This is a genomic window from Halobaculum saliterrae, from assembly GCF_009831625.1.
In the GTDB taxonomy this organism is placed as follows: Archaea; Halobacteriota; Halobacteria; order Halobacteriales; family Haloferacaceae; genus Halobaculum; species Halobaculum saliterrae.
Genome location: NZ_WUUS01000008.1, coordinates 197,493 through 220,058 on the forward strand (window position 1 = coordinate 197,493; position 22,566 = coordinate 220,058).

At 68.8% G+C, this 22,566-nt stretch carries 21 protein-coding genes and 1 tRNA gene; 13 read left to right on the forward strand and 9 right to left on the reverse strand.

Going from position 1 to position 22,566, the window contains the following annotated elements; all coding sequences use genetic code 11:
- Positions 1-128: 128 nt before the first annotated feature.
- The gene (locus tag GRX01_RS13700) at positions 129-1,151 is read left to right on the forward strand and encodes a succinylglutamate desuccinylase/aspartoacylase family protein (RefSeq protein WP_159668526.1); all 1,023 of its coding nucleotides are present in this window, start codon (positions 129-131) and stop codon (positions 1,149-1,151) included.
- A gap of 100 nt (positions 1,152-1,251) precedes the next feature.
- On the opposite strand, the gene GRX01_RS13705 is transcribed toward GRX01_RS13700, so the two are convergent.
- Positions 1,252-2,226: an ArsR/SmtB family transcription factor gene (locus GRX01_RS13705; protein WP_159668529.1), complete on the reverse strand. Its 975-nt coding sequence runs from the start codon at positions 2,224-2,226 to the stop codon at positions 1,252-1,254.
- 196 nt (positions 2,227-2,422) lie between these two features.
- Here GRX01_RS13705 and sdhC point away from each other — a divergent pair, with 196 nt between their 5' ends.
- The 5 genes from sdhC to GRX01_RS13730 all read left to right on the forward strand — a co-directional run bounded on the left by sdhC (position 2,423) and on the right by GRX01_RS13730 (position 6,633).
- Positions 2,423-2,845 carry a succinate dehydrogenase, cytochrome b556 subunit gene (gene sdhC / locus GRX01_RS13710; RefSeq protein ID WP_159668532.1) on the forward strand — a complete coding sequence of 141 codons (423 nt, stop codon included), beginning with the start codon at positions 2,423-2,425 and terminating at the stop codon, positions 2,843-2,845.
- Position 2,846: 1 nt separating this feature from the next.
- On the forward strand, positions 2,847-3,218 hold the full coding sequence (locus tag GRX01_RS13715; RefSeq protein WP_159668536.1) for a succinate dehydrogenase hydrophobic membrane anchor subunit: 372 nt from the start codon (positions 2,847-2,849) through the stop codon (positions 3,216-3,218).
- A gap of 2 nt (positions 3,219-3,220) precedes the next feature.
- Positions 3,221-4,120, forward strand: coding sequence for a succinate dehydrogenase/fumarate reductase iron-sulfur subunit (locus tag GRX01_RS13720; protein ID WP_159668539.1), 900 nt, complete (start codon positions 3,221-3,223; stop codon positions 4,118-4,120).
- Positions 4,121-4,275: 155 nt separating this feature from the next.
- Positions 4,276-6,129 (forward strand): FAD-binding protein, encoded by a 1,854-nt coding sequence (locus GRX01_RS13725; RefSeq protein WP_159668542.1) that lies wholly within the window; start codon positions 4,276-4,278, stop codon positions 6,127-6,129.
- A 225-nt stretch (positions 6,130-6,354) separates the two neighbouring features.
- Positions 6,355-6,633: a helix-turn-helix domain-containing protein gene (locus GRX01_RS13730; RefSeq protein WP_233741033.1), complete on the forward strand. Its 279-nt coding sequence runs from the start codon at positions 6,355-6,357 to the stop codon at positions 6,631-6,633.
- Between the two features lie 69 nt (positions 6,634-6,702).
- Here GRX01_RS13730 and GRX01_RS13735 read toward each other — a convergent pair whose 3' ends face one another.
- The 4 genes from GRX01_RS13735 to GRX01_RS13750 are packed head-to-tail and all read right to left on the reverse strand — an operon-like array spanning position 6,703 to position 11,286.
- A complete protein-coding gene (locus tag GRX01_RS13735) occupies positions 6,703-7,590 on the reverse strand; it encodes an ABC transporter ATP-binding protein (RefSeq protein WP_233741034.1) in 888 nt (295 codons plus the stop codon).
- Positions 7,587-8,453 carry an ABC transporter ATP-binding protein gene (locus GRX01_RS13740; protein WP_159668545.1) on the reverse strand — a complete coding sequence of 289 codons (867 nt, stop codon included), beginning with the start codon at positions 8,451-8,453 and terminating at the stop codon, positions 7,587-7,589. The genes GRX01_RS13735 and GRX01_RS13740 overlap by 4 nt, the downstream gene beginning before the upstream one ends.
- On the reverse strand, positions 8,450-10,192 hold the full coding sequence (locus GRX01_RS13745) for a branched-chain amino acid ABC transporter permease (RefSeq protein ID WP_321168111.1): 1,743 nt from the start codon (positions 10,190-10,192) through the stop codon (positions 8,450-8,452). Before GRX01_RS13745 ends, GRX01_RS13740 begins: the two co-directional genes overlap by 4 nt.
- Positions 10,189-11,286 (reverse strand): branched-chain amino acid ABC transporter permease, encoded by a 1,098-nt coding sequence (locus tag GRX01_RS13750; protein ID WP_159668548.1) that lies wholly within the window; start codon positions 11,284-11,286, stop codon positions 10,189-10,191. Before GRX01_RS13750 ends, GRX01_RS13745 begins: the two co-directional genes overlap by 4 nt.
- A 284-nt stretch (positions 11,287-11,570) precedes the next feature.
- Between GRX01_RS13750 and GRX01_RS13755 the strand changes: the two genes are divergently transcribed.
- The 3 genes from GRX01_RS13755 to GRX01_RS13765 all read left to right on the forward strand — a co-directional run bounded on the left by GRX01_RS13755 (position 11,571) and on the right by GRX01_RS13765 (position 15,069).
- Positions 11,571-12,107: a GNAT family N-acetyltransferase gene (locus tag GRX01_RS13755; RefSeq protein ID WP_159668663.1), complete on the forward strand. Its 537-nt coding sequence runs from the start codon at positions 11,571-11,573 to the stop codon at positions 12,105-12,107.
- A 29-nt stretch (positions 12,108-12,136) separates the two neighbouring features.
- Positions 12,137-12,210 (forward strand) — tRNA-Thr (locus GRX01_RS13760).
- 462 nt (positions 12,211-12,672) lie between these two features.
- A complete protein-coding gene (locus GRX01_RS13765) occupies positions 12,673-15,069 on the forward strand; it encodes a right-handed parallel beta-helix repeat-containing protein (RefSeq protein WP_159668551.1) in 2,397 nt (798 codons plus the stop codon).
- A 134-nt stretch (positions 15,070-15,203) separates the two neighbouring features.
- On the opposite strand, the gene GRX01_RS13770 is transcribed toward GRX01_RS13765, so the two are convergent.
- Entirely contained in the window at positions 15,204-15,392 is a 189-nt protein-coding gene (locus GRX01_RS13770; RefSeq protein ID WP_159668554.1) for a hypothetical protein, read from the reverse strand.
- Positions 15,393-15,745: 353 nt separating this feature from the next.
- Here GRX01_RS13770 and GRX01_RS13775 point away from each other — a divergent pair, with 353 nt between their 5' ends.
- The gene (locus GRX01_RS13775) at positions 15,746-16,099 is read left to right on the forward strand and encodes a CHY zinc finger protein (protein WP_321168112.1); all 354 of its coding nucleotides are present in this window, start codon (positions 15,746-15,748) and stop codon (positions 16,097-16,099) included.
- Between the two features lie 42 nt (positions 16,100-16,141).
- Here the strand turns inward: GRX01_RS13775 and msrA are convergent, their stop codons facing one another.
- Both msrA and GRX01_RS13785 read right to left on the reverse strand, forming a co-directional pair.
- Positions 16,142-16,675 (reverse strand): peptide-methionine (S)-S-oxide reductase MsrA, encoded by a 534-nt coding sequence (msrA, locus tag GRX01_RS13780; RefSeq protein WP_159668557.1) that lies wholly within the window; start codon positions 16,673-16,675, stop codon positions 16,142-16,144.
- 92 nt (positions 16,676-16,767) lie between these two features.
- Positions 16,768-17,910: a serine hydrolase domain-containing protein gene (locus tag GRX01_RS13785; RefSeq protein WP_159668560.1), complete on the reverse strand. Its 1,143-nt coding sequence runs from the start codon at positions 17,908-17,910 to the stop codon at positions 16,768-16,770.
- Positions 17,911-18,077: 167 nt separating this feature from the next.
- Between GRX01_RS13785 and GRX01_RS13790 the strand changes: the two genes are divergently transcribed.
- Together GRX01_RS13790 and GRX01_RS13795 are read left to right on the forward strand one after the other, a co-directional pair.
- Positions 18,078-18,914 carry a nucleoside phosphorylase gene (locus GRX01_RS13790; protein WP_159668563.1) on the forward strand — a complete coding sequence of 279 codons (837 nt, stop codon included), beginning with the start codon at positions 18,078-18,080 and terminating at the stop codon, positions 18,912-18,914.
- Between the two features lie 87 nt (positions 18,915-19,001).
- Entirely contained in the window at positions 19,002-20,252 is a 1,251-nt protein-coding gene (locus GRX01_RS13795) for an NAD(P)/FAD-dependent oxidoreductase (protein ID WP_159668566.1), read from the forward strand.
- Positions 20,253-20,525: 273 nt separating this feature from the next.
- Here the strand turns inward: GRX01_RS13795 and GRX01_RS13800 are convergent, their stop codons facing one another.
- Entirely contained in the window at positions 20,526-21,059 is a 534-nt protein-coding gene (locus GRX01_RS13800; protein WP_159668569.1) for an HTH domain-containing protein, read from the reverse strand.
- A gap of 304 nt (positions 21,060-21,363) precedes the next feature.
- On the opposite strand from GRX01_RS13800, the gene GRX01_RS13805 reads away from it, so the two are divergent.
- Complete coding sequence (locus GRX01_RS13805) at positions 21,364-22,290, forward strand: NAD-dependent epimerase/dehydratase family protein (protein WP_159668572.1); 927 nt, start codon at positions 21,364-21,366, stop codon at positions 22,288-22,290.
- Positions 22,291-22,566 lie beyond the last annotated feature (276 nt).

Here is a 22,566-nt window from a genome sequence, read left to right on the forward strand (position 1 = left end):
AAATGTGTCCCGGTCGGCCGAACGGCGTGCGAATCCGAGGCACGCGTCCACGTCGGGTACCCGGGCGGTCGGACGCCGTTCCGGCGGCGACGCCGTCCTTTATACCGCTCGGTCGCACACCGACGACCATGACTGCCGCCGACGCCTTCACGTACAACGGGGGCCGGGTGGATCCGGGGGAGCGACAGAACATCCGGTTCGTGGTGTCGGAGACGTATCTCGGCGACCCCGTCCGTATTCCGGTGACGATCATCAACGGCGAGCGACCGGGACCGACGGCGTTCCTCTCGGCGGCCGCCCACGGGGACGAGCTCAACGGGATCGAGGTCGTCAGGGAGGTGGCCCACGAGTGGGATCTGACGGAGCTGGCTGGCACGCTCATCTGTCTGCCCGTGTTGAACGTCCCGGGGTTCCTCGCCCAACAGCGCTACCTCCCGGTGTACGACCGGGACCTGAACCGCTCGTTTCCCGGCTCGGCCGACTCGACGAGCGCGAAGCGGATGGCCGCGCGCATCTACACCAACTTCATCGATCCGTGCGACTTCGGGCTGGACTTCCACACGTCGACGCGGGGGCGGACCAACATGATCCACGCCCGCGCCGACATGGGCGACCCGGACGCCGCCCGCCTCGCCCGCGCGTACGGCACGAACGTGATAATCGACAGCGAGGGCTCCTCCGGGATGCTCCGAACCGAGGCGGTCACCGACGGTATCGCCGCGATCACCGTCGAGATGGGTGAGGCTCACCGGTTCCAGCGGGCGCTCATCGACGAGGCGCTCGCGGGGGTCCGCTCGACGTTCGCCGAGTACGGGATGCTCGAGGCCGAGCAGGTCCGGTGGCCCGGCTGGCGCACCGTCATCACCGACGAACGCGAGAAGACGTGGCTTCGGGCCGACACCGGCGGGATGGTCGACATGCACTTCGAACGGGGGGCGCTGGTCCACGAGGGGGACGCGGTCTGTACCATCACCAACCCGTTCAAGAACGACAACGTCGCCGTCGAGGCCCCGTTCACCGGACTCCTCGTCGGCGTGCTGGAGAACCCCGTTGTGTACCCCGGAAACCCGCTGTGCCACCTCGTGGAACTCGGTGAGCGGACCCGGCGGGTCGTCGAGTTGAACCAGAGCCCGTCCGGAACCGCCCGATAGCCTCCCGCTCGTCGCGAGTCGCCCGTTTCCTCACGATAGCCCGCGGCGGGCTCCGTGTTTCCCCGCGATGACTCGACAACGACGCCGCGGATCGACCCGGTCAATCGACGACGCCCAGATCGGGGGCGACGACGACCCGGTCCCCGCCGTTTGGGGGGTCGAAGGCGACGGACCCGTCGCCCTGCGGATCCGCCGACCACGAGAGGAAGGCCCCGAACCGTCGCCAGGCGGCATCGCCCTCGTCGTTCCCCGCTGCGGCGCAGTCGTCCGAGTCCCGTTCGCCGCTCGCCGCGTCCGTCCCCGACGCTGATCCGTCGTCGTTCGGTAGACGACGGGCGCCGACCCCGTCGGCTCCGGGGTTCCCGAACAGGGGATGGGTCACGCGCCCGCGACCACACGTCTCGCACACGATCTCGGCGAGGACGGGGTACGACGCCAGACAGTCGGGACAGATCCCCTCGGGTTCGTGATCGAGACACCGCCTGAGTCGGCCGTCGACGTCGCCGCCGCACTCCAGACAGATCCCGTCGATCATGGGTCGGAGTCGCCGTTCGAGCACCCGGTGTGCCCGACGGAACAGCGGGGTCGGATCCAGCCGCTCGACGATCGTCGGCGGAAGGACGATCCCCGTGAGCGTGCCGGGCGGGCACTCGTCGGCGCCGAAGAGCCCCTCACACGCCGAACAGCAGGTGAACAGGTGATGGTCGGCGTAGATCACGTGGACGTCGCCGCCACAGCGGGGACATCGCGCGTCGACCTGCTCGGCGTCGAGATCGATGTCGTCGTCGACGATACCGCGCTCCAGCAGTCGGACCGTCTCCCAGCCCGGTTCGAGCAGCCGGTACCCGCCGGGCGTCTTCGCGACGAATCGACCGGTGAGCTTCCCGAGGTGATAGCTGAACTTCCCGCTGTCGCGTTCGCCGACCGCGCGCCGCAGGTCGCTGTACGCCATCGGGTCGGTTCGGGGGCCCGCACGCGACTCGCGGTCGGCGAGCGTGCGGAGGATCGAGAGTCGAAGGCCGTCACCGAGGAAGGAGAAGGCGTCGACGGCGCGGTCGGTCGGGCGATCGGTCACTGTCTGGCGTGTGACGTACACCGTCATAACAGTCACGCAGTCGGACAGGTTCGCCGATCGATCGGAGCGTCGGCGGGTGCGGGGCGCTCGGGACGGGGCCGCCGCCGAACCGTGGCGCGGACACGCCGATCCGTCGCTCGCGCGTGCGAGTGCGTCACGTAACTACTATACCCCCATAGGACCGAGCGACGGACGTATGAGCCAGTCGTATGACAGGGGCCTCGTCGAGGACTTCGGCCGGTGGCGGGAGTTCTCGGCGGGAATGTGGGCCTGGGTGTTCCACAAGTTCACGGGCTGGGTGCTCGTGGGATACCTGTTCACCCACATCGCCGTGCTGAGTACCGCCATCTCCGCGGCCGGGCAGACGCAGGCCATCGCGGCCGAGAACGACGTGTACACCACCGTCATCGTCGCGCTGGAGAGTCTGCTGGTCGTTCGCATCCTCGAGGTCGGGCTGCTCGCGGTGGCCGTCTTCCACATCCTGAACGGCTGCCGCCTGCTGCTCGTGGATCTGGGAGTCGGCCTCGAGAGCCAGGACAAGAGCTTCTACGCGTCGCTGATCCTGACGGGCGCCATCGTCGTCGCGTCGGTGCCGACGTTCCTCGCGGGGGTGTTCTGAGATGGCCGAGCGCTACTCCTCGTTCGAGAAGGGCGGACGGCGGTGGCTGTGGCAGCGCATCACCGCCGCGTTCCTCGTGGTGGTGCTCGCGTTCCACTTCTTCCTGCTGCACTTCGTCAACCACGCCGACGAGGTGTCGTTCCTCGCCTCGAGCGCGCGGATGACGGACCTCACCTACTACTCGCTGATGGTGCTGTTCCTGATCACCGCGACGTTCCACGGGGTCAACGGCGTCTACAACGCGCTGGAGAACCAGGGACTGAGCGGCACCAAGAAGCGGGTCGTCAAGTACACGCTGATCGCGGCGAGCGTGGTGCTCGTCGTGCAGGGGATCCGCACCGCGAACGCCTGGGCGGGCCTCCCCACCTTCTGACAATGAGCACGCAAGTTCCAGAGACGGAGACGGAAACCGAGGCAGAGACCGACGTCGAGCACAGCGAGCCGCTCGCGCCCGCACAGGAGGAGCGGATGCGCAAGAAGGCCGAGGCCCGCGCCGACCGCGAGGAGCGCGCACGTCGCGAGGCCGCCGAGCGTGCGGACGACGACGAGGACACCTACCATCTGAAGGTGTTCCGCTTCGACCCGGAGGTCGAGGGGAAACAGGAGCCCCGCTTCGACGACTTCCACGTCCCCTACGAGAAGGGGATGACCGTCCTCGACGCGCTCATCTACGCCCGGGACACGTTCGACTCCTCGCTCACGTTCCGGCACTCCTGCCGGCAGGCGATCTGCGGGTCGGACGCGCTGTTCATCAACGGTCGCCAGCGGCTCGGCTGCAAGACGCAGCTGTCCGACCTGGACCAGCCGGTTCGCGTCGAGCCGCTCCCGCACGCGGACGTGGAGAAGGACCTCGTCGTCGACATGGACCACTTCTACGACCAGATGGAGGCGGTCGAGCCGTACTTCGACGCCGACGAGCTTCCCGACGGCGAACTGGAGGAGCAGCGGCAGACGCGGGAGAACCGCGAGAAGGTGAAGATGTCCACGCGGTGCATCTGGTGTGGCGCGTGCATGTCCTCGTGCAACATCGCCGCGGGCAACAACGAGTACCTCGGTCCCGCCGCGATCAACAAGGCGTACCGCTTCGCGATGGACGAGCGGGAGGGCGAGGACCGCAAGCAGCACCGGCTGAACATCCTCGAGCAGGAGAACGGCGTCTGGCGGTGTCAGACCCAGTTCTCGTGCACCGAGGTGTGTCCGAAGGACATCCCGCTGACCGAGCACATCCAGGAGCTCAAGCGGGAGGCGGTCAAGAACAACCTGAAGTTCTGGTAGGCTCACCCCGGTCAGCCACCCGAACCGGCACGCGATTGAAGTAGCCCGAACCCCAAGCGGATCCAACGACGAACCGTGGGGTTCGGCGACGACGGACGACCATCGAACGCAGCGACACCGACCGAACGCAGCAACACGGACACAACACACGACACATGTACGAACACGACGTCATCGTGGTCGGCGCCGGCGGCGCGGGTCTCCGCGCGGCCATCGCCGCCCAGGAGGAAGGCGCGGACGTGGCCATCGTCTCGAAGCTCCACCCGGTGCGCAGTCACACCGGCGCCGCGGAGGGCGGCATCAACGCGGCCCTGCGCGAGGGGGACTCGTGGGAGGACCACGCCTACGACACGATGAAGGGGTCGGACTACCTCGGCGACGCCCCCGCCATCGAGACGCTCTGTAAGGACTCCCCGAAGGAGGTCATCCAGCTCGAACACTGGGGCATGGCGTTCTCCCGCGAGGACGACGGTCGCGTCTCCCAGCGACCGTTCGGGGGCCTCTCGTTCCCGCGGACGACGTACGCGGGCGCCGAGACGGGCCACCAGCTGCTCCACACGATGTACGAGCAGCTCGTCAAGCGCGGCATCACCGTCTACGACGAGTGGTACGTCTCGGATCTGGCCGTCACGGACGAGGAACGTCCGGAGGACCGCACCTGTCACGGCGTCGTCGCCTACGACATCCAGAGCGGCGAGCTGTCGGGATTCCGCGCGAAGGAGGGCGTCATCCTCGCGACCGGCGGGCTCGGGCAGGTGTTCGAACACACCACCAACGCCGTCGCCAACACCGGCGACGGGGTGGCGATGGCCTACCGCGCCGGCGTGCCCATCGAGGACATGGAGTTCATCCAGTTCCACCCGACGAGCCTGCCGAGCACGGGCGTACTCATCTCCGAGGGCGTCCGCGGCGAGGGCGGCATCCTCTACAACGCGGAGGGCGAGCGCTTCATGTACGAGTACGGCTACGCGAGCAACGACGGGGAGCTGGCCTCCCGCGACGTCGTCGCCCGCGCGGAGCTGAACGAGGTGGGCGAGGGCCGCGGCATCGACGACGAGTACGTCCACCTGGACATGCGCCACCTCGGCGAGGAACGCATCACGGACCGGCTCGAGAACATCCTCCACCTCGCGAAGGACTTCGAGGGCGTCGACGGGCTGGAGGAGCCGATGCCCGTCAAGCCCGGCCAGCACTACGCGATGGGCGGCATCGAGACCGACGAGAACGGCGAGACGTGCGTCGGCGGCCTGTACGCCGCTGGCGAGTGCGCCTGCGCGTCCGTCCACGGCTCGAACCGCCTCGGCGGCAACGCGCTGCCGGAGCTCATCGTCTTCGGGAAGCGAGCGGGCGCCCACGCCGCGGGCAAGGACCTCGGCACCGCCGAGATCGAGACCGGCCAGCGCGGCGACTACGAGCTCGGCGAGCTCGACACCCCGGTCCAGCCCGGCGAGGTCGAGCCCGCCGGCGGCGAGGGAGACGCGGTCGCCGACGGCGGCGTGGCCGCCGAAACCGGTTCGGGTGACGGCCACGACATCGTCGAACGCGCGGTCGTCCGCGAGCGTGAGCGCGTCCAGTCGCTCATGGAGAAGGACGACGGCGTCCAGCACGCGGAGATCCGCTCCGACGTGCAGGACTCGATGACCGAGCACGTGAACGTCTTCCGCGAGGAGGACGGCCTCAAGCAGGCGCTCGAGGACATCGCGGAGGCGCGCGAGCGGTATCAGGACGTGTTCGTGAAGGACCCCTCGCGCACGTTCAACACCGACCTCATCCAGACGCTGGAGACGCGCAACATCCTCGACCTGGCGGAGGCGATCACCCTCGGCGCGCTCGCACGCGACGAGTTCCGCGGCGCCCACTGGCGCGCGGAACACCAGGAGCGCCGCGACGAGGAGTGGCTCAAGCACACGATGCTGTCGTGGAACGACGGCACGCCAGAACTCTGGTACAAGCCGGTCCTCCTCGAGGGCGAGGACAAGGAGTACGAGCCGAAGATCCGCTCGTACTGAGTCGTCCCGCCGTCGCACCTCACGGGAGCTGAGTTCCGATTCTCCCCGTTCGCCTCGCCGTCAGGAGTCGAAACTGGGGACCGCTGACGGTCGGTCGAGTATTATTTCGAGACGGAGTACATCTCTCTATCCGGTTGTTTCGACAGTTTCGGGGGGCTCTCGAACGGATTTCGACGAACGACGTACCACAGTTTTACAGGTGTCGAATCCCACGTCGGATCCACGATGGTTACTACGCACGCTGACGGCGCGGATGCGGCCGACACCGCCGACACCGCGACCGCCGACGGCGACGCGGAGACGCCGATGACGACGCTTCCCGACGGAGTCTCCTCCCCCCGGGGAAAGCTGGTGTACCTCTATCTCGCGACCCACGGCGCGGTCCGCGAGGACGACCTTTGTGAGGGGTTGTCGATGAAACGGATCTCGCTGTACTCCATCCTGGGGGCGCTCCGGGAGGCCGGGCACGTCGAGAAGGCGGACGGCCGCTACGCGCTGGCATAGGCGGGCAAGCCGGAACAGGGTCGGCCCGTCCGGATCGGGACGAATCGACTCGACTGGTGTCCGAGGGAGCTACCCGCCGAGGAAGTCCTTGCGGACCTGTTCGTCGTTCAACAGGGCGTCCCCCTCGTCCACGTACGCGTTCTCGCCGTTGACGAGGACGTAGCCGCGGTCACAGCGACGCAGCGCCTGTTTGGCGTTCTGTTCGACCATGAGGACCGCGGTGCCCTCCTCGTTGATGCGGTCGATGCGGTCGAACATCTCCTGAACCAGATCGGGCGCGAGCCCGGCGCTCGGCTCGTCGAGCAACAGGAGATCCGGATCGAGCATCAGCGCGCGGCCCATGGCGAGCATCTGTCGTTGCCCGCCGGACATCGTCCCGGCGCGCTGGTCCGAGCGCTCCCGGAGGATCGGGAAGCGGTCGTACACCCACTCGATCTGGTCCTCGGGGACCTCGTCGAGGATGTACGCGCCCATCTCCAGGTTCTCGCGCACGGAGAGGCTCTCGAAGATGTTGTCGTTCTGGGGCACGTAGCCGATCCCCTCGTGGATGATCTCGTCGGGCTGGAGGCCGTGGATCGGCGTCTCCGCGAACTCGATGGTGCCGCCCATGTAGCTGGTCAGCCCGAACACCGATTTCATCACCGTCGACTTGCCCGCGCCGTTCGGACCGACGATGGTGACGTACTCGCCGTCGCCCACGTCCAGGTCCACGTCGGTGAGGATCTGGAGGTCGCCGTAGCCGGCGTCGAGGTCGCGGACGCGGAGCAGGCTCTCCTCCGGAAGCGCGGCGTCGGCCGAGCGGGTCGCCCCCGCCGTCGCGGTTCCGCCGTCGGCGACGACCGGTGTCTCGGCGGTCGGGTGCGTCGAGGACTCGCGCTGCTCGTCCTCGCTGGCCTCGCGGGTCGGTCCGCTCCCCGCTCGGTTCGAGGCCTCCCTGCGGTCGGCCTCGCTCCTCATACGTCGCCTCCGAGGTACGCCTCGACGACGCGTTCGTCGCTCGTGACCTGTTCGGGGGTGCCCTCCGCGAGCACCGACCCCTGGTGCATGACGATGACGTGTTCGCAGTTGTTCATGATGACGTCCATGTCGTGTTCCACGAGCAGGAACGTGTTCCCACGCTCGCGGAGCTCGTGGATCCGGTCGAGCAGCTTCTCCTCCAGCGTCGGGTTGACGCCGGCGAGCGGTTCGTCGAGCAGCACGACCTCCGGGTCGGTCATCAGCGCGCGCGCCATCTCCAGCAGCTTGCGCTGACCGCCCGAGAGGTTGCCCGCGTACTCCTCGGCGAGGTGGTCGATCTCGAAGAACTCCAGTTGCTGCCACGCCCGCTCGAGGAGTTCCTCCTCCTGTTCGACGACGCGATCGCGCAGCCCCGGCACGAGCGCGTTCGTGAGCCGTTCGCCGACTTGTCCCTTCGGCGCGAGCATCATGTTCTCCAACACGGTCATCTCCGGCAACTCGCGGGCGATCTGGAACGTCCGCACGAGCCCCTGCTGGGCGATCTCGTGGGTCGCCATTCCGGTGATGTCCGTCCCGTGGAACGTCACCCGTCCGGAGGTGGGCTCGTGCACGCCGGTGATGCAGTTGAACGTCGTCGACTTGCCCGCGCCGTTCGGGCCGATCAGCCCGGTGAGCGAGCCCTCCGCGACCGAGAAGCTCGCGTCGTCGACGGCGGTGATCCCGCCGAACGTCTTGCGGAGGTTCTCGACCACGAGCGGGTGATCGGCGGCGTCGCGCGCACCCTGTGCGGTCGCCTCCGACGGCTCAGCGTCGGCGGCGTCGCCGTCGGTCGCATCGGCGGCGACCGAGTCGTCGGCGCTCATCGTGCACCTCCGTCGCCGTCGGCCTCACGTCCGCCGTCCGCGACGGCGTCGCCGTCGGCGGTCGTCGAGCCGCCTCCCCCGCCGCCGCCCGGTCGGGTCAGCGATATCGCCGCCGCCTCCTCCTTCCGGTGGCCGAGCAGTCCCTCGGGGCGCCGCTGCATCAGCGCCACGAGGATGACGCCGACGAGGATGAACCGCAGCGCCGAGACGTTGTCGAGGAGGAACGCGAGGAACGGGAGCACCTCGCCCTCGACGAACGGCGCGACCGCCCCGGGGAACGTGCTCGGGGTGGAGCCGAAGTCGACGTAGTTGGTGACGACCCGTCGGACGTACACGGGCCCCTCCCAGAGGGCACCCGCGAACAGTGCGCCGCCGAGGACGCTCCCGGTGTTGGAGCCGGCGCCGCCGATGATCAGCGCGACCCAGATGTAGAACGTGATGATCGGCCGGAACGCGCCGGGGTTGGTGAACCCCTGGCTCCCCTGCCAGAGGATGCCGCCCAGCCCCATCAGCCCGCAGCCGAACATGAACGCGACGATCTTGAAGCGGTTCGTGTCCTTGCCGAGCGACTTGGCGACGACCTCGTCCTCGCGGATCGCCTTCAGCACGCGACCGAACGGGGAGTTCCCCGTACGGACGAGCAGCACGTAGAACAGCGCCACGAACGCCGAGAGCACGACCACGTACGCCCAGTTGCTGATGACCGACGGCTGGACCGCCAGATCCAGCGTGAACGCCGGCAGCGGGACGACCCCGAGCCACGACGACCCCGGCGGGATCAGCTCGATCCGAAGGCCGCGGAACAGCGGGAACAGGACCGACCCCAACAGCGCGGGTTCGGCGCCGGCGCCGAACCCGTCGTAGAAGAGGAGCCTGACCGGGTTCCCCGGCATCGTGATGCCGGTCGCGCCGCCCGTGCCGGTCGTGACGCCGGCGATCGTGAACTCCTGGAGCGTTCGCGAGTTCAACGTGAGTCGGATGATCTCCGAGAAGGCCACGGTGACGATGGCGAAGTAGTCCGCCCGCAGTCGGAGCGCCGGAAGCGCCGCGACCAGCCCGACGATCGCGGCGGCGAGCACGCCGCCGAGGATGCCGATCGGGAGCGGGAGCCCGAGTCCGGGTACCGACGCCGCGCCGGCCTCCGTGGGCGAGGAGAGGATCGCCATCGCGTACACGCCGACGGCCATGAACCCCGCGATACCGATGTTGAACACCCCGGCGTACCCCCAGTGGAGGTTCAACGCCAGCACCATCATCGCGTACACGGCGGTGAAGAACAGCACCGAACTGAGCGCGCCCATGAGCCCGTTGAACGGGAGGCCGAGCGCGACCGCAAACACGAAGAAGACGACGACGACGTGCCCGAGGACGATGAGCAGTTTGTCGACGTCGGACTCCATCCAGCGGTCCTCGAGCCACGCGACGTACGGCTCGGCCGGCGGCGCCGTGGCGACGTACAGCGCCGCGACGGTGACCGAGAGGTACACGAACCAGACGAGGCTCCCGCCGATCGGGAGCGTCCCGAGGTCGAAGCCCGCCACGAGCGCGAACAGCACGCCCCCGACCAGCAGGTGGCCCAGCGCGGTCGCCCACGCCGTGGCGCCGCCCTCGCTCCACCGGTCGCGGAACCACTCGCGGTACGGCGTCCAGCCGGGGATCTCCCGGCCGTCGTCGCCGGCAGCGGCGTCGTCGCCGGCGGCGTCCTCGGTCGGGTCGACGGACTCCGTCGGGGAGCTCACGCGGTGGTCACCCCCGAGAAGAGGCCGTCGGGCTTGAACAGCAGCACGAAGATCATGACGGCGAAGGCGGCGACCGTCGAGAACTCGCTGGGCAGCCACACGAGCGAGATGCTCTGTGCGATGCCGATCGTGATGCCGCCGAACATCGCGCCGTAGATGGAGCCGATACCGCCGAGGATCACCGCCGCGAAGATCAACAGGAGGAGCACCCACCCGAACTGGAAGTTCATCGCGCCGCGTTCGAGCGCGATGAGGAAGCCCCCGGCGCCCGCGAGGCCGCCGCCGATGATCCAGGTGAACCGGACGACACGCTCGGTCGGGATCCCGGTGACGCGCGCGAGGTCCTCGTTGTCGGCCATCGCCCGCATCGCCTTCCCGAGCTTCGTCGTCTGGAGCAGGAAGTGCACGGAGAGCATCAGCGCCGCCGCGATGACGACGAGCGCGACCTCGTGTCCGCCGACCCCGAACCCGCCGGCGATCGCGATGTCGGGCACCGACTGCGCGTCGGTGAGTCCGCGGGTGCGCTGCCCGAAGACGATGTAGATCGTGTATCGCAGCGCCAGCGCGACGCCGATCGACGCGATGAGCAGCGAGATACCGCCCTCGTCGCGCATCGGTCTGTACACCAGCCGGTCGATGACGAGCGAGAGGACGATCGTGGCGGCCGCGGCGACGAGCAGCCCGACGACGATCGCGAGCGGGGTCGCGAACGCCGACACGCCCAGGTCCCTCGTCGAGACGGAGCCGATGAACAGCAGCGTCGTCAGGTCGAACTGTCCGGCGCCGGCGATCACCCACGTCACCGCCCAGCCGGCGAACGCGCCGGACGTGACGTAGTCGCCGTGGCCGAAGTTCGCGAAGTTCAGAATGCTGTACGTCATCGAGAGGCCGACGCCGGCCAACCCGATCGAGAGCCCGACCACGAGCCCGTCCCACAAGTATCCGACGAGCTGTGTGGTCGAGAGGCCCCCGGGCGTCGCGATCTGGCGAACGAGATCCAGCGCCAGAAGCGCGACGATGCCGGCGACGATGAGGACCGACGGTCGAGAGGTGACGAGGTCCCTGCCGCGTGTGTACGTTTCGCTAATGCCCATTGATATTCCTTCTCACGAATCGAGAGGTAGCCCGACGCACTTAACCATTCTCTCACCCGCATCTCAGCGTCGTCGAGTCGACACGACGGACGGTCGGGCACAAGGGCCAAGCCGAACGCGGCCGTCCGATCGACAGGATGCCCGCCGACCCCTCGGACGCCGACGCGCGCGACCGTTCCCGGCTCGACACCGGTGGGGCCGACGGGAACGAAAGCGAGGACGGTGAGACCGACGAGGAGGAGACGGACGGGCCCGCCGACAGCGTCCGGATCGAGGACGGAACGATGGACGACGTCGACGCGGTGGCCGACCTCTGGGTCGCCCTCGCGGACGGGCAACGATCGCACGGCACCCACCTCATGGCCGCCGGGAACCGCCCCGACGCGGCCGACGCCGCGGCCCACGCGGTCGTCACCGACGGGCTCGTCGTCGCGCGGGTGGGGGACACGGAGTCGACGGCCACGGAGCCCGGGGACCCGGACGCGTCGGACTCCGACGTCGCTGACATGTCGGGAACGAACGACAGGGGGATCGTCGGGTTCGTGTCCTTCGGTGTCGAGTCGGGACGGTACGACCTCGACGTGACGCGCGGAGTCGTGTACAACCTCTTCGTTCGCGAGCGGCACCGTGACGCGGGCGTCGGATCCCGGCTGCTCTCGGCCGCGGAGTCCTCGCTCGCCGACGCGGGCGTCGACGTGGTCTCGCTGGAGGCGATGGCCCAGAACGAGGACGCGAGACGGTTCTACGAGCGGCACGGATACCGTCCGCATCGGGTCGAACTGGAGAAGCCGGTCCGGGGGGACGGAAGCGATACCGATTAAACGGAGGGGCCAGTACGCCCCCAGTACGCGCCGGGGGAGCATGGGCGGTGCATGCACTCGACTTGTAATCGAGACTTCGCGGGTTCGAATCCCGCCCCCGGCTGTTCTGCCGAACGAACAGATGTGAACGCCCGCCGGAGGGGGGTCAGGTCCCACTCCCGTCGTTCGGGTACCGATCCGCACCCGGGAGCGATCGCTGGCCCGAACGCCCCCACCGAGACGGGTGTCGGGGATCGACTCATCCGATCGTTGCGTCGAGAACTCCCGCGTTCCCGGTAGGTTCGGCTTTCGAGCGACGCGGTTCGGGTCGGGTCGAACTACCGCACCGTATCGGTGTCATAACTTTCCATGGGCGTTTCGAACGCCGGACCCGACACGTCCGGGGCCGGGCGTGCGACACCATCATGCCGCATACGGACACGCCGTCGATCCGACCGAGCACGCGAAGCCCCGTCGACGCCGTCGACGGCCGGAATCCGACCGAGGAGCGGACTCACGTCCGCTCGTCCCCCGAGAGAGGCGGGGGCACGCCCCCGTTGGCGACGCGAACGACAGGGGGGGACGAATGAGCGATCGGAGTCCCGGCCGGCCGCCGCTCGTGGCCGTCGTGGCGGTGTCGCTCTGTGTCGTGCTCGCGGCGGGTATCGTCGGCGTCTCCGACGCCGTCGAGGGCACCGACTCCGTCGAGAACGTCCGATCCACCGTGTTCGGGTCCGATGAGGTCGACGACACCGCGCTCGCCGACCTCGACACCGTTCAGGCGGACGCCGACCGCGGCGGTCTCCCCGACGAGAACACGTCGACGCTCGAGGTGATCGCCGCCGATGGCGACCGGTTCAGGTACCGGATCGTCGTCGAGAGCGGAGCCAGACCTGCGGTCGTCGACGGTCACTCCGCCGACCGAGAGGACACGATCCGGTACAACGGCGACGGAACGGTCACGATCGACGGCGCGACCGGCGACGGGTCCGGTGACGCCTACGTCGTGACCGGCGAGGTCCGCTCCGTGCAGGTGTTCGGCAACGTCTCGCAGTACCGGATCGAACTGGACGGGGAACGTGTGACCGACGACCCCCTGCCCGCTGCCAACGGAAGCGACGCGGGCAACGGCGACGGCGACGGAGTCGACGAGGACGACGACACGCCCGACGCCGGCGACGATGGCGAGTCAGGGCCACCGGACGGCAGTGAGGCGGGCCCCCCGGACGACGGCGATGCAGGCGCTCCCGACGACGCCGATCCCGACCCTCCGGAGAACGACACCCAGACGCCGGCGAGCACGACGGAACCACCGACGGACACCCCGGATCAGCAGGACGGGACTCCGGAGGCCGGCGAGGACTCGGATCCGAACCAGCCCGCCGAGACGCCTGACGACACCTCCGACCAGTCCGGCGATTCCCCCGCCCGCGAGATCGACGCCTGTACCGTCGTCGACGAGCCGGGGCGGTACGAGTTGGCCGACGACCTCGGGGTTGACGGCGACGGCGGCGACAGCGACGACGGCGTCTGCCTCCACGTTCGCGCCCCCGACGTGGTCCTCGACGGGAACGGGAACTCGGTCGTCGGCGACGGGAGCGAGGACTCCATCGGCCTCCTCCTGCTCAACGGGACTCCCCGCAGCGGCGACGTGGGCGACCCGCTGACGAACGTGACGGTGCGGGACGTGCGCGTAACAGGGTTCGACACCGGCGTCCAGGCAGGCTCGTTAGACGCAGTCGGGACGAGCTTCACGCTCGTCGAGGTCAACGCCTCCGGCAACGCGGGCTCGGGGGTCTACTTCAACGAGGTTGACGACTCGACGCTCCGGAACGTGACCGCCAGCGACAACGGCATCGGCGTCCACCTGTGGGAGACGTACGACATCGAGGTGCGCGGGCTCGCTGTCGAGGACAACGACGCTCAGGGCCTCTACCTCGCCCAGAACGTCGGTCGGAGCACGTTCTCGGACGTCCGCGCGGTCGGCAACGGTGACGGCGACGACAACCGCGCAGCGATCCGCCTCAGTACCGACGTAGTGGACAACCGAATCGTCGACAGCGTGGTCGCGGACAACGGCGGTCCCGGGATCGGGTTCTCCGACAGCCGCGACAACGTGGTCCGCGACACGACGATCGAGGACAACGTCGCTCCCGGCGTCGTCGGCGACTTCGCCGGCGCCGACCGGCTGGAGCGGGTCACGATCCGGGGGAACGGCGACGCGCAACTCCGCGTGAAGCGCGGCGAACTCGGCGTGACGGAGCTCGCGGTCGGAGACGCCCTGACCGTCTCGTTCGTCGACGGCGTCGCGGACCTCGGCTTCGGCGGCGACGACCCGTTCGAGTTCGACACGCTCGAGCGCGAGTCACTCCCCGGCGACCCGCCGGGAACTCCCGTCGCGAGGGAGGCCTTGTCGGTCTCGGGGGCGGCCGTTCCGACGGAACTCTCGTTCGAACTCGACGGGACGGCCGACCCGGATGCCGTCGACCTCTGGCGGTACGACGGCGACGACTGGCACCGAGTCGCCGACGGAACCGTGACCGACGGGCAGTTCACGGCCACGGTCAACGACGGCGGCGTCCTCGTCCCGCTCGAGTCCACGCTCGACACCGAAGAGGAGGGCACGACCGAGACCACGACTGGGACGCCGGAGGCCCCCGAGGACAACGAAACCGCGACGCCGGCGACCCCCGAAGACGATCAAACTGCGACCGCGACCGCGACGCCGGGTACTCCGGAGGAAACCGAGACGGGCACGGGAACGCCCGGGGGTGACACGAACGAAACGGAAGCCTCGGGAACCGAGGAGGGAACGGAGACGCCGGGGGCGGACGATTCGGAGACGGCCACGCCCGAGACGGCCGATTCGGAGACGGCCACGCCCGAGACGGCCGATTCGGAGACGGCCACGCCCGAGACGGCCGATTCGGAGACGGCCACGCCCGAGGCGAACGAATCGGAGACGGAGACGGCCACGCCGTAGGAACCCGCAGACCTCCGGCCGCGAGGAGAGCCACCAGTCTCGGTCGGTGACACCTATCGTCACCGGTCCGTCGGGCTGTGTGGTCATCTACAGATGAGCAAGGCGAGTGCCTCGGGGCTTGACCCCGAGGCAGTTCAGGGTGCGAGGTCGCCGCGGAGCACCGCCACCCTCGCGAGCCGCTTCACGTCGTTCGGGGGCGGCTCGCGGACGAAGCCGAACGCGTCCCGGACGAACTGCGCGGCGGTTCCCTCCACCGGGCCCCCGGCGGCGACGGCGGGGGTTCCCTCGCTCCGACCTGGATCCGTCCGCTGCGCGTCGCTCACAGAGCTGTCGGACGACCTGGCGCGCGTCGACGGCGATCATCGACGCCGTCGTCGGAAAGAATGGGGGCCGGGTTGGGGAGTCCGGATCCGCTACCGTGTGTCCATGCTGGCCTGTCGCGACCACTTCCGGGTCCGAACCGCGATCCGTGGTCGCCGTGGGTTCTCGCGGCCGGCGCGGGAGCACACCGCCGCGAGCGAACGTTCGGTGGCCCCGGAGACGCATAGTAATCGGGTGCATAACCGGACGAACGCGGACGGTATCCGGACGAGCGCGCCACCGCGGGAGTGGTCGGTTCGCGCGCGGTCTTCCCCGTGACGGAACCGTTTTGTCGCCTCCGCACCCGGCGTAGTCCGTGCGACTGGAGGTCCACGACACGACCGTCCGCGGCGTCGACGTCGGCCCCGAAACCCGGTGTGCCCACTACGACGGACGGACCGACGTGATCGCCCTACGTTTCGGCTGTTGCGGGCGGTTCTTCCCGTGCGTCGAGTGCCACGACGCCGTCGCCGACCACGACCCCGAGCCGTGGCCCCGCGAGCGGTTCGACGAGCCCGCGGTGCTGTGTGGCGTCTGCGGATCGACGCTCTCGGTCGACGAGTACCTCGACGCCGAGTTCGTCTGTCCGGCGTGTGACGCCCCGTTCAATCCCGGCTGCGCGGCCCACTACGACCGGTACTTCGAGGGCGTCAGTTCGCATCGATCGTAGACGGCGCCTCCGCGGCCGGACTCGCGAGCCCGCCCGACGGGCTCACGCCTCGATCTTCTCGGCGAACTTCTCGCGCACCTTGTCGATCTTGGGCTGGGCGTGCATCGAACAGTAGGCGTCGTTGGGGTTCTTCGCGAAGTAGTCCTGGTGCTTCTCCTCGGCCCGGTAGAACGTCTCCAGCGGTTCGAGCTCGGTGACGACCTCGTCGTCGTATCCGCCCTCCTCGTCGAGCGCCTCGATGTACGACGCCGCGAGCTCGCGCTGCTCGTCGTCGTGGTACAGCACGATCGACCGATACTGGGTTCCGACGTCCGGCCCCTGCCGGTTCAGCTGCGTCGGGTCGTGGACGGTGAAGAACACCTCCAACAGCTCCTCGTAGGTGATGACGCTCGGGTCGTACGTCACCTGAACGACCTCCGCGTGTCCCGTCGTGCCCGCGCAGACCTCGCGGTACGACGGGTCCTCGGCGTGACCGCCGGCGTAGCCGGAGGTGACCCCGTCGACGCCGTCGATCTCCTCGAACGCCGCCTCGATACACCAGAAGCAGCCGCCGCCGAACGTCGCGGTCTCCGTCATGGTGGAACGTACGGTCGCGAGCAGTATGTACCTGCCGTCGGTCGCGACCCAGGGCGGTCGATCAGTCACCGCCCATCGCGGTCCCGTGCAGGTCAGACTCCTCGAAGCAGCCGCCGGAGGAAGCGATCCTGATTCGGCAGGTCCTCGCGTTCGTCGCGGTCGTCCGACAGCGCGAGCCACCGCAGCACGACCACGAGGTCGTGGTCCGGGTCGACCCAGACGACGTTCTGGCCGTGGCCGAGCATCGCGTAGGCGGACTCGGGCGCCGACGGCCACAGCGTCCGATCGGCGTTGAGCCACAGCAGGAACCCGTAGTTCGAGTTCACCTCGCAGGGGTCGGTCGCGCGTTCGACCCACTCCTCCGAGAGGAGCCGCTGTTCTCCCCAGCGCCCTCGATTCAAGAGGAGATGACCGGCCCGCGCCAGATCGCGAGCCGATCCCCAGAAGCCGCCGCCCCAGTGACCGCCGCCGGAAACGGACTTCATCGTTCGGCCCTCGATCGCCACGTCGGAGTTGTGGTAGCCGTGCCACTCCCACGTCCGCGTCGCGCCGGCGGGGTCCAACACCTCGTGTGCGAGCACGCGTGGGAGCGGCTTCGCCCATAGCCGGAGCAGCGACAGTGCGAGGCGGTTGATCCGCACGTCGTTGTACTCCCAGTGGGTTCCCGGAGCCTCCAGGTCGCGATGTTCGCCCTTCCCCGGGCCGCCGGTCTTGCCGACGCCGCGATTGCGGTCGATGCTGTCCGGGCGGTCGAACAGCGTGCCCTCCCACTCGCTGGTCTGCTGCAGGAGGTGCCGCCACGTGATCGGCGCGTTCTGGTCGGACTCGAAGCCGCCGTCGTCGCCGTGACCCTCGGCGTCGGCCACGCGCCCGTCCAACTCGAACAGCCCGCGGTCCCACGCGGCGCCCGCGACGATCGAGAGGAACGACTTCGCCACCGAGAAGGAGTGGTCGACGCGGCGGGTGTCGCCCCACTCGGCGACGAGTCGGCCATCCTTCAGGATCACCCCCGCGGGGCCGCCGCGGCGGTCGGGCATCGGCCCGAGCGTGTAGCCCATCTCCCCCTCGGACTCGTCCCACGGCTCCTGGTTCGAGAAGTCGTACGCGACCTGTTCGGGCGGGGTGCCGGTGGTCAGGTGGAACTCGACGGCGTCGCGGACGGCGTCGGGGTCGAGGCCGACCGCCTCGGGGTCCACGGCGTCGAAGCCGGCATCGCCGGCGTCTGGAAACTCCATACCCCCCGGTTCCGGCGCCGGGACAAAAACCGCCGGGAGCCGGTGGACGACACCGGGGATCGAACCCGGAAGCCGGCGGGCGACCCCGGGGATCGCACCGGGACGGCCGAGCCCGGGACCGTCGGAAACGAGCGGACTTACAAGGCGCCTCACAGAAGGGCGAGGACATGAGCGATCGCGACCCGAGCGACGACAGCGAGGACCCGAACGACGAGGTCCAGTACCACATCGAGGTCGGCCCCGACGACGTGGCCGACACGGTCCTGCTCCCGGGCAACCCCGAGCGCGTCGACAAGGTGACCGCGCTGTGGGACGACCACGAGGAGGTGTCCCAACACCGCGAGTATCGAACGGCAACCGGCAGCTACGACGGCGAGCCCCTCTCGGTCACCTCGACGGGGATCGGATCCCCCTCGGCGGCCATCGCCGTCGAGGAGTTGGCTCGCGTCGGCGCGGACACGTTCATCCGCGTCGGCTCCTGTGGCGCCATTCAGGAGGGGATGGACGTGGGCGACCTCGTCATCACCTCCGGCGCCGTCCGTCAGGAGGGGACGAGCAAGGAGTACGTCCGCGAGGACTACCCCGCCGCGACCGACCACGAGGTCGTCTCGGCGCTCGTCGCCGCCGCCGAGCGCCTCGGTTACGACTACCACGTGGGTATCACGATGTCCGCGGACTCCTTCTACGCCGGCCAGGGCCGCCCCGGCTTCGAGGGGTTCGAGGCCGCCGGCAGCGACGCGCTCGTCGACGAACTGCGCGAGGCGAACGTGAAGAACATCGAGATGGAGGCCGCGGCGATCACGACGATCGCGAACGTGTACGGGCTCCGCGCCGGCGCGGTCTGCACGGTGTACGCCAACCGCGTCACCGGGGAGTTCCGTACCGAGGGGGAGTCGCGGGCGGCCGAGTGCGCCAGCCTCGCCGCCGCGTTGCTCGCACGGATGGACGAGGTGAAGCGCGATGCGGGCGTCGACCGGTGGCACGCCGGCCTGTCGCTGGAGTAGTCGGCGGCCACGTCTGATCGCAACCCTGAACCGCCCGTTGCTGGCGGTTTCAACACGCATTTATCCTCCGACCGGAAACGGACAGCCATGAGTCAGCAGGTCGTCGTCGTCGGAGCCGGGTACGCCGGCGCCGGGACGGTGAAGGCGTTCGAGGACGCGATCGAACCGGGCGAGGCCGAGTTGACGTGGGTGTCGGACACCGACTACCACCTCGTGCTCCACGAGGCCCACCGAGTCATCCGCAAGCCCGAGGTCGAGTCCAAGGTCGCCATCCCCGTCGAGGAGATCAAGGGCGACGACACGGACTTCGTTCGGGGGCGCGTCACCGAGGTCGACACCGACGAACGCGTGGTCCACACCCACGACGGCGACGAGATCGACTACGACTACCTCCTCGTCGCCGTCGGCTCGGCGACCGCGTTCTTCGGGATCGACGGGCTGCGCGAGCACGCGCTCACGCTCAAGTCGCTCGACGACGCCCGCGAGATCCATCAGGCCGTCAAGACCGCCGGGCAGGAGGCGACGACGACCGATCCCGCGAAGGTGTTGGTCGGGGGCGCCGGCCTCTCCGGGATCCAGTCGGCCGGCGAGATCGCCGAGTACCGCGACGACCACAAGGCGCCCATCGACATCGAGCTCGTCGAGGGGCTCGACTCCGTGTTCCCGAACAACGACCCCGAGGTACAGGGCGCCATCCGGAAGCGTCTCGACGGGAAGGACATCGGGGTCTCGACGGGCGAGTTCATCTCGAAGGTCGACGAGAACGCCGTCTACCTCGGCGGCGCCGAGGAGGAGTACTACGGCGAGGACGGCGACGGCGACGGTCCCGAAAAGGAAGACATCGACTTCTCGGACGACCTCGTGATGGACTACGACGTGCTGCTGTGGACCGGCGGCATCACCGGCCAGCCGGAGGTCGACGACTTCCACCTCGACGCCGACGACCGCTCCAACCGCGTGTATGCGGAGTCGACGTTCGAGACGAGCGACGACCGCGTGTTCGCCATCGGCGACACCGCGCTCGTCGACCAGGGCGACGACGACGTCGCCCCGCCGACGGCGCAGGCCGCCTGGCAGGCCGCCGAGGTCGCCGGCGAGAACCTCGCACGCGCCGTGCGCGGCGCGCCGCTGAAGTCGTGGCGACACGAGGACAAGGGGACGCTCATCTCCGTCGGCGAGGAGGCCGTCGCCCACGACGTGAAGGCCGGCGGGGTCGAGTTCCCGATCAACACCTTCGGCGGCCCGGCCGCCAAGGCCCTGAAGAAGGCGGTCGCGAGCCGCTGGATCGCCGACGTCTCCGGGTACGGGCGCGCGCTCAACGCCTGGAACGACATGTAACTCACAGGACAGTAGCCGCTGACGCGCGGCGCCGTCCGTTCTCGCGGTCCGTCTCTCCCTCAGCCGCGCCGCCGTCGACGCGGGGCTCCGACAGTTACTTCTCCCGGTTGTCGAGGTGCCGGCTCCGGGCATGGCCGCGCAACACGTCGGCCACGAACCGCACGATCGCTCGCGTTCGCTCGCGGATTCGCCCGAGCACGCCCGACTGCCGATCCGTGGGTCGGTCGTCCGTCATCCGTGAGCGATTCGGGGGGTACTCCCGTCGATTCGCGATCAGTGCGCGGACGGCTCCGCCGGCGCCTCCATCCCGTCGATCTTGAGGATGAGCACGGAGGCGGTGTCGTCCTTGCCGTCGACCGTCCCGTCGATGACGAGCTTCGACAGCGGCGTCGGACCGACGCTGACGGAGTCGCCCTCGTGGAAGTCGCGGACCGAGGCCTGGACGTGGATCTCCGCGCGGCACAGCTCCGGGTGGTGGACCGACGTGAGGTTGATCTCCTGGACGTTCACGTCGTCGAGGCGCTCGCCCTTGTGGAACAGCGGCGTCGCCGCCGGCTCGTCGAGGTTCTGCAGGTCCAGCGCCTCGAAGGCGGTCGCGGTCGGCTTGTACCCGCCCTTCGGTCCCGGTACGCCCTCGACCAACTGCAGCGCCTTCAGGCTCTGCATCTGGTTGCGGATCGTGCCCGCGTTCCGGCCGACGGCGTCGGCGATCGTTTCGCCCTTCACCGCGTCCTCCTCCTCGCGGTAGAGGTTCACCAGTTCGTTGAGGATCTTCCGCTGACTGTCTGTGAGTTCGATGGACGACATTTGTTCATGGTCGTCCGGGAACCCGCTTAAAACCACGGACCCGAACCACCCGAGAGGGTGATCCTCATGGACGTGATCGGTTCGACGTTCGGTTCGACGCTCGCGGAGACAGATCTGACGACGGCGAGCCGTCGCAGTCACACCGTCTGCGACGACGACTGTTTCCGGGGGTCGGTCAGATATCCCTCGATCGAGGACGGATCGGCCTCCTCGGCCGACGGACCCTCGGCGTCATCGCCTCCGGGACCGTATGGCACATCAGTCAACCGACACGGCTTTTTGCCCGGGAGGACCCACGCCGAGTATGAACGACGCACGCGTGCTGGTCACCGGCGGCGCGGGGTTCATCGGATCGAACCTCGCGAACACGCTGGCCGCGGCCGGCAACGACGTGATCGCGCTCGACAACGAGTACCTCGGAACCCCTGAGAACCTCTCGGACGCCGTCGAGTACGTGAAGGCGGACGTGCTCGACGACGACCTCCCGACGGACGTGGACGTGGTGTTCCACCTCGCGGCGCTGTCCTCGCGACAGATGCTCGAGGAGAACCCCCGGCAGGGCGCCCGCGTCAACATCGAGGGGTTCGTCAACGTCGTCGAGCAGGCCCACGACGACGGCTGCGACACGATCGTGTACGCCTCGACGTCCTCGGCGTACGGTAGCCGGACGGAGCCGAGCCCCGAGGACATGGACCTGGAGGCGTCGACGGGGTACGACGCGTCGATGCTCGGGCGCGAGCGCTATGCCGAGTACTACAACGACTTCTACGACGACCTGACGTGTGCGGGCGCGCGGTTCTTCTCGGTGTATCAGGGGTACGGCGGCGCCGAGGGGCACAAGGGCGAGTACGCGAACACCGTCTCGCAGTTCACCGACGACATCGCCAACGGCGAGTCGCCCGTGCTGTGGGGCGACGGGTCACAGACGCGCGACTTCACCCACGTCGACGACATCGTCCGCGGGCTGGAGGCGATCGCGGATCACGAGGTGGCCGGCGTGTACAACATCGGGACGGGCGACCCGTACTCGTTCAACGAGATGATCGAACTGATCAACGACGCGCTCGGCACCGACGTGGAGCCGGAGTACGAACCGATCCCGCTCGAGAACTACGTCCACGACACCTGCGCCGACATCACGAGGATCCGCGAAGCGACCGGCTGGGAGCCCGAGATCGGCTTCGAGGAGGGCGTCCGGCGGGTGTGCGCGCCGTACCTCGACGACGAGTAGCCGACCCCGACGCGACCGACGACCCCATCCGCGGGAGCAAGGCAGGGACGCTCACGAGGGGTCACGCGTCGTCACCATTCTTGTCAGCCACCCGGTTGTTCTGAACACGATCCGTTTGAGACAGCAGCAGCACCCGCCGGTCGGTCGTCGCCGCGCGCCGTCTCGACGAGTCGATCGTGACGGGGTGTTCGGACGACGACCACCGTGCAGTGCCCGGATTCTTTTTCAACTCGAGTGTTCAGTATCTATAATCAGTTTCGGATAACTACATTTTAC

What these genes read in the sequence shown, in the direction of transcription:
- GRX01_RS13755 (WP_159668663.1), top strand. Translation starts at nt 11,571, where the DNA reads ATGGACGACGTCGACGCGGTGGCCGACCTCTGGGTCGCCCTCGCGGAC.
- GRX01_RS13750 (WP_159668548.1), bottom strand. Translation starts at nt 11,286, where the DNA reads ATGGGCATTAGCGAAACGTACACACGCGGCAGGGACCTCGTCACCTCT.
- sdhC (WP_159668532.1), top strand. Translation starts at nt 2,423, where the DNA reads ATGAGCCAGTCGTATGACAGGGGCCTCGTCGAGGACTTCGGCCGGTGG.
- GRX01_RS13795 (WP_159668566.1), top strand. Translation starts at nt 19,002, where the DNA reads ATGAGTCAGCAGGTCGTCGTCGTCGGAGCCGGGTACGCCGGCGCCGGG.
- GRX01_RS13765 (WP_159668551.1), top strand. Translation starts at nt 12,673, where the DNA reads ATGAGCGATCGGAGTCCCGGCCGGCCGCCGCTCGTGGCCGTCGTGGCG.
- GRX01_RS13720 (WP_159668539.1), top strand. Translation starts at nt 3,221, where the DNA reads ATGAGCACGCAAGTTCCAGAGACGGAGACGGAAACCGAGGCAGAGACC.
- GRX01_RS13790 (WP_159668563.1), top strand. Translation starts at nt 18,078, where the DNA reads ATGAGCGATCGCGACCCGAGCGACGACAGCGAGGACCCGAACGACGAG.
- GRX01_RS13740 (WP_159668545.1), bottom strand. Translation starts at nt 8,453, where the DNA reads ATGAGCGCCGACGACTCGGTCGCCGCCGATGCGACCGACGGCGACGCC.
- GRX01_RS13800 (WP_159668569.1), bottom strand. Translation starts at nt 21,059, where the DNA reads ATGTCGTCCATCGAACTCACAGACAGTCAGCGGAAGATCCTCAACGAA.
- GRX01_RS13725 (WP_159668542.1), top strand. Translation starts at nt 4,276, where the DNA reads ATGTACGAACACGACGTCATCGTGGTCGGCGCCGGCGGCGCGGGTCTC.
- msrA (WP_159668557.1), bottom strand. Translation starts at nt 16,675, where the DNA reads ATGACGGAGACCGCGACGTTCGGCGGCGGCTGCTTCTGGTGTATCGAG.
- GRX01_RS13730 (WP_233741033.1), top strand. Translation starts at nt 6,355, where the DNA reads ATGGTTACTACGCACGCTGACGGCGCGGATGCGGCCGACACCGCCGAC.
- GRX01_RS13785 (WP_159668560.1), bottom strand. Translation starts at nt 17,910, where the DNA reads ATGGAGTTTCCAGACGCCGGCGATGCCGGCTTCGACGCCGTGGACCCC.
- GRX01_RS13715 (WP_159668536.1), top strand. Translation starts at nt 2,847, where the DNA reads ATGGCCGAGCGCTACTCCTCGTTCGAGAAGGGCGGACGGCGGTGGCTG.
- GRX01_RS13700 (WP_159668526.1), top strand. Translation starts at nt 129, where the DNA reads ATGACTGCCGCCGACGCCTTCACGTACAACGGGGGCCGGGTGGATCCG.
- GRX01_RS13805 (WP_159668572.1), top strand. Translation starts at nt 21,364, where the DNA reads ATGAACGACGCACGCGTGCTGGTCACCGGCGGCGCGGGGTTCATCGGA.
- GRX01_RS13735 (WP_233741034.1), bottom strand. Translation starts at nt 7,590, where the DNA reads ATGAGGAGCGAGGCCGACCGCAGGGAGGCCTCGAACCGAGCGGGGAGC.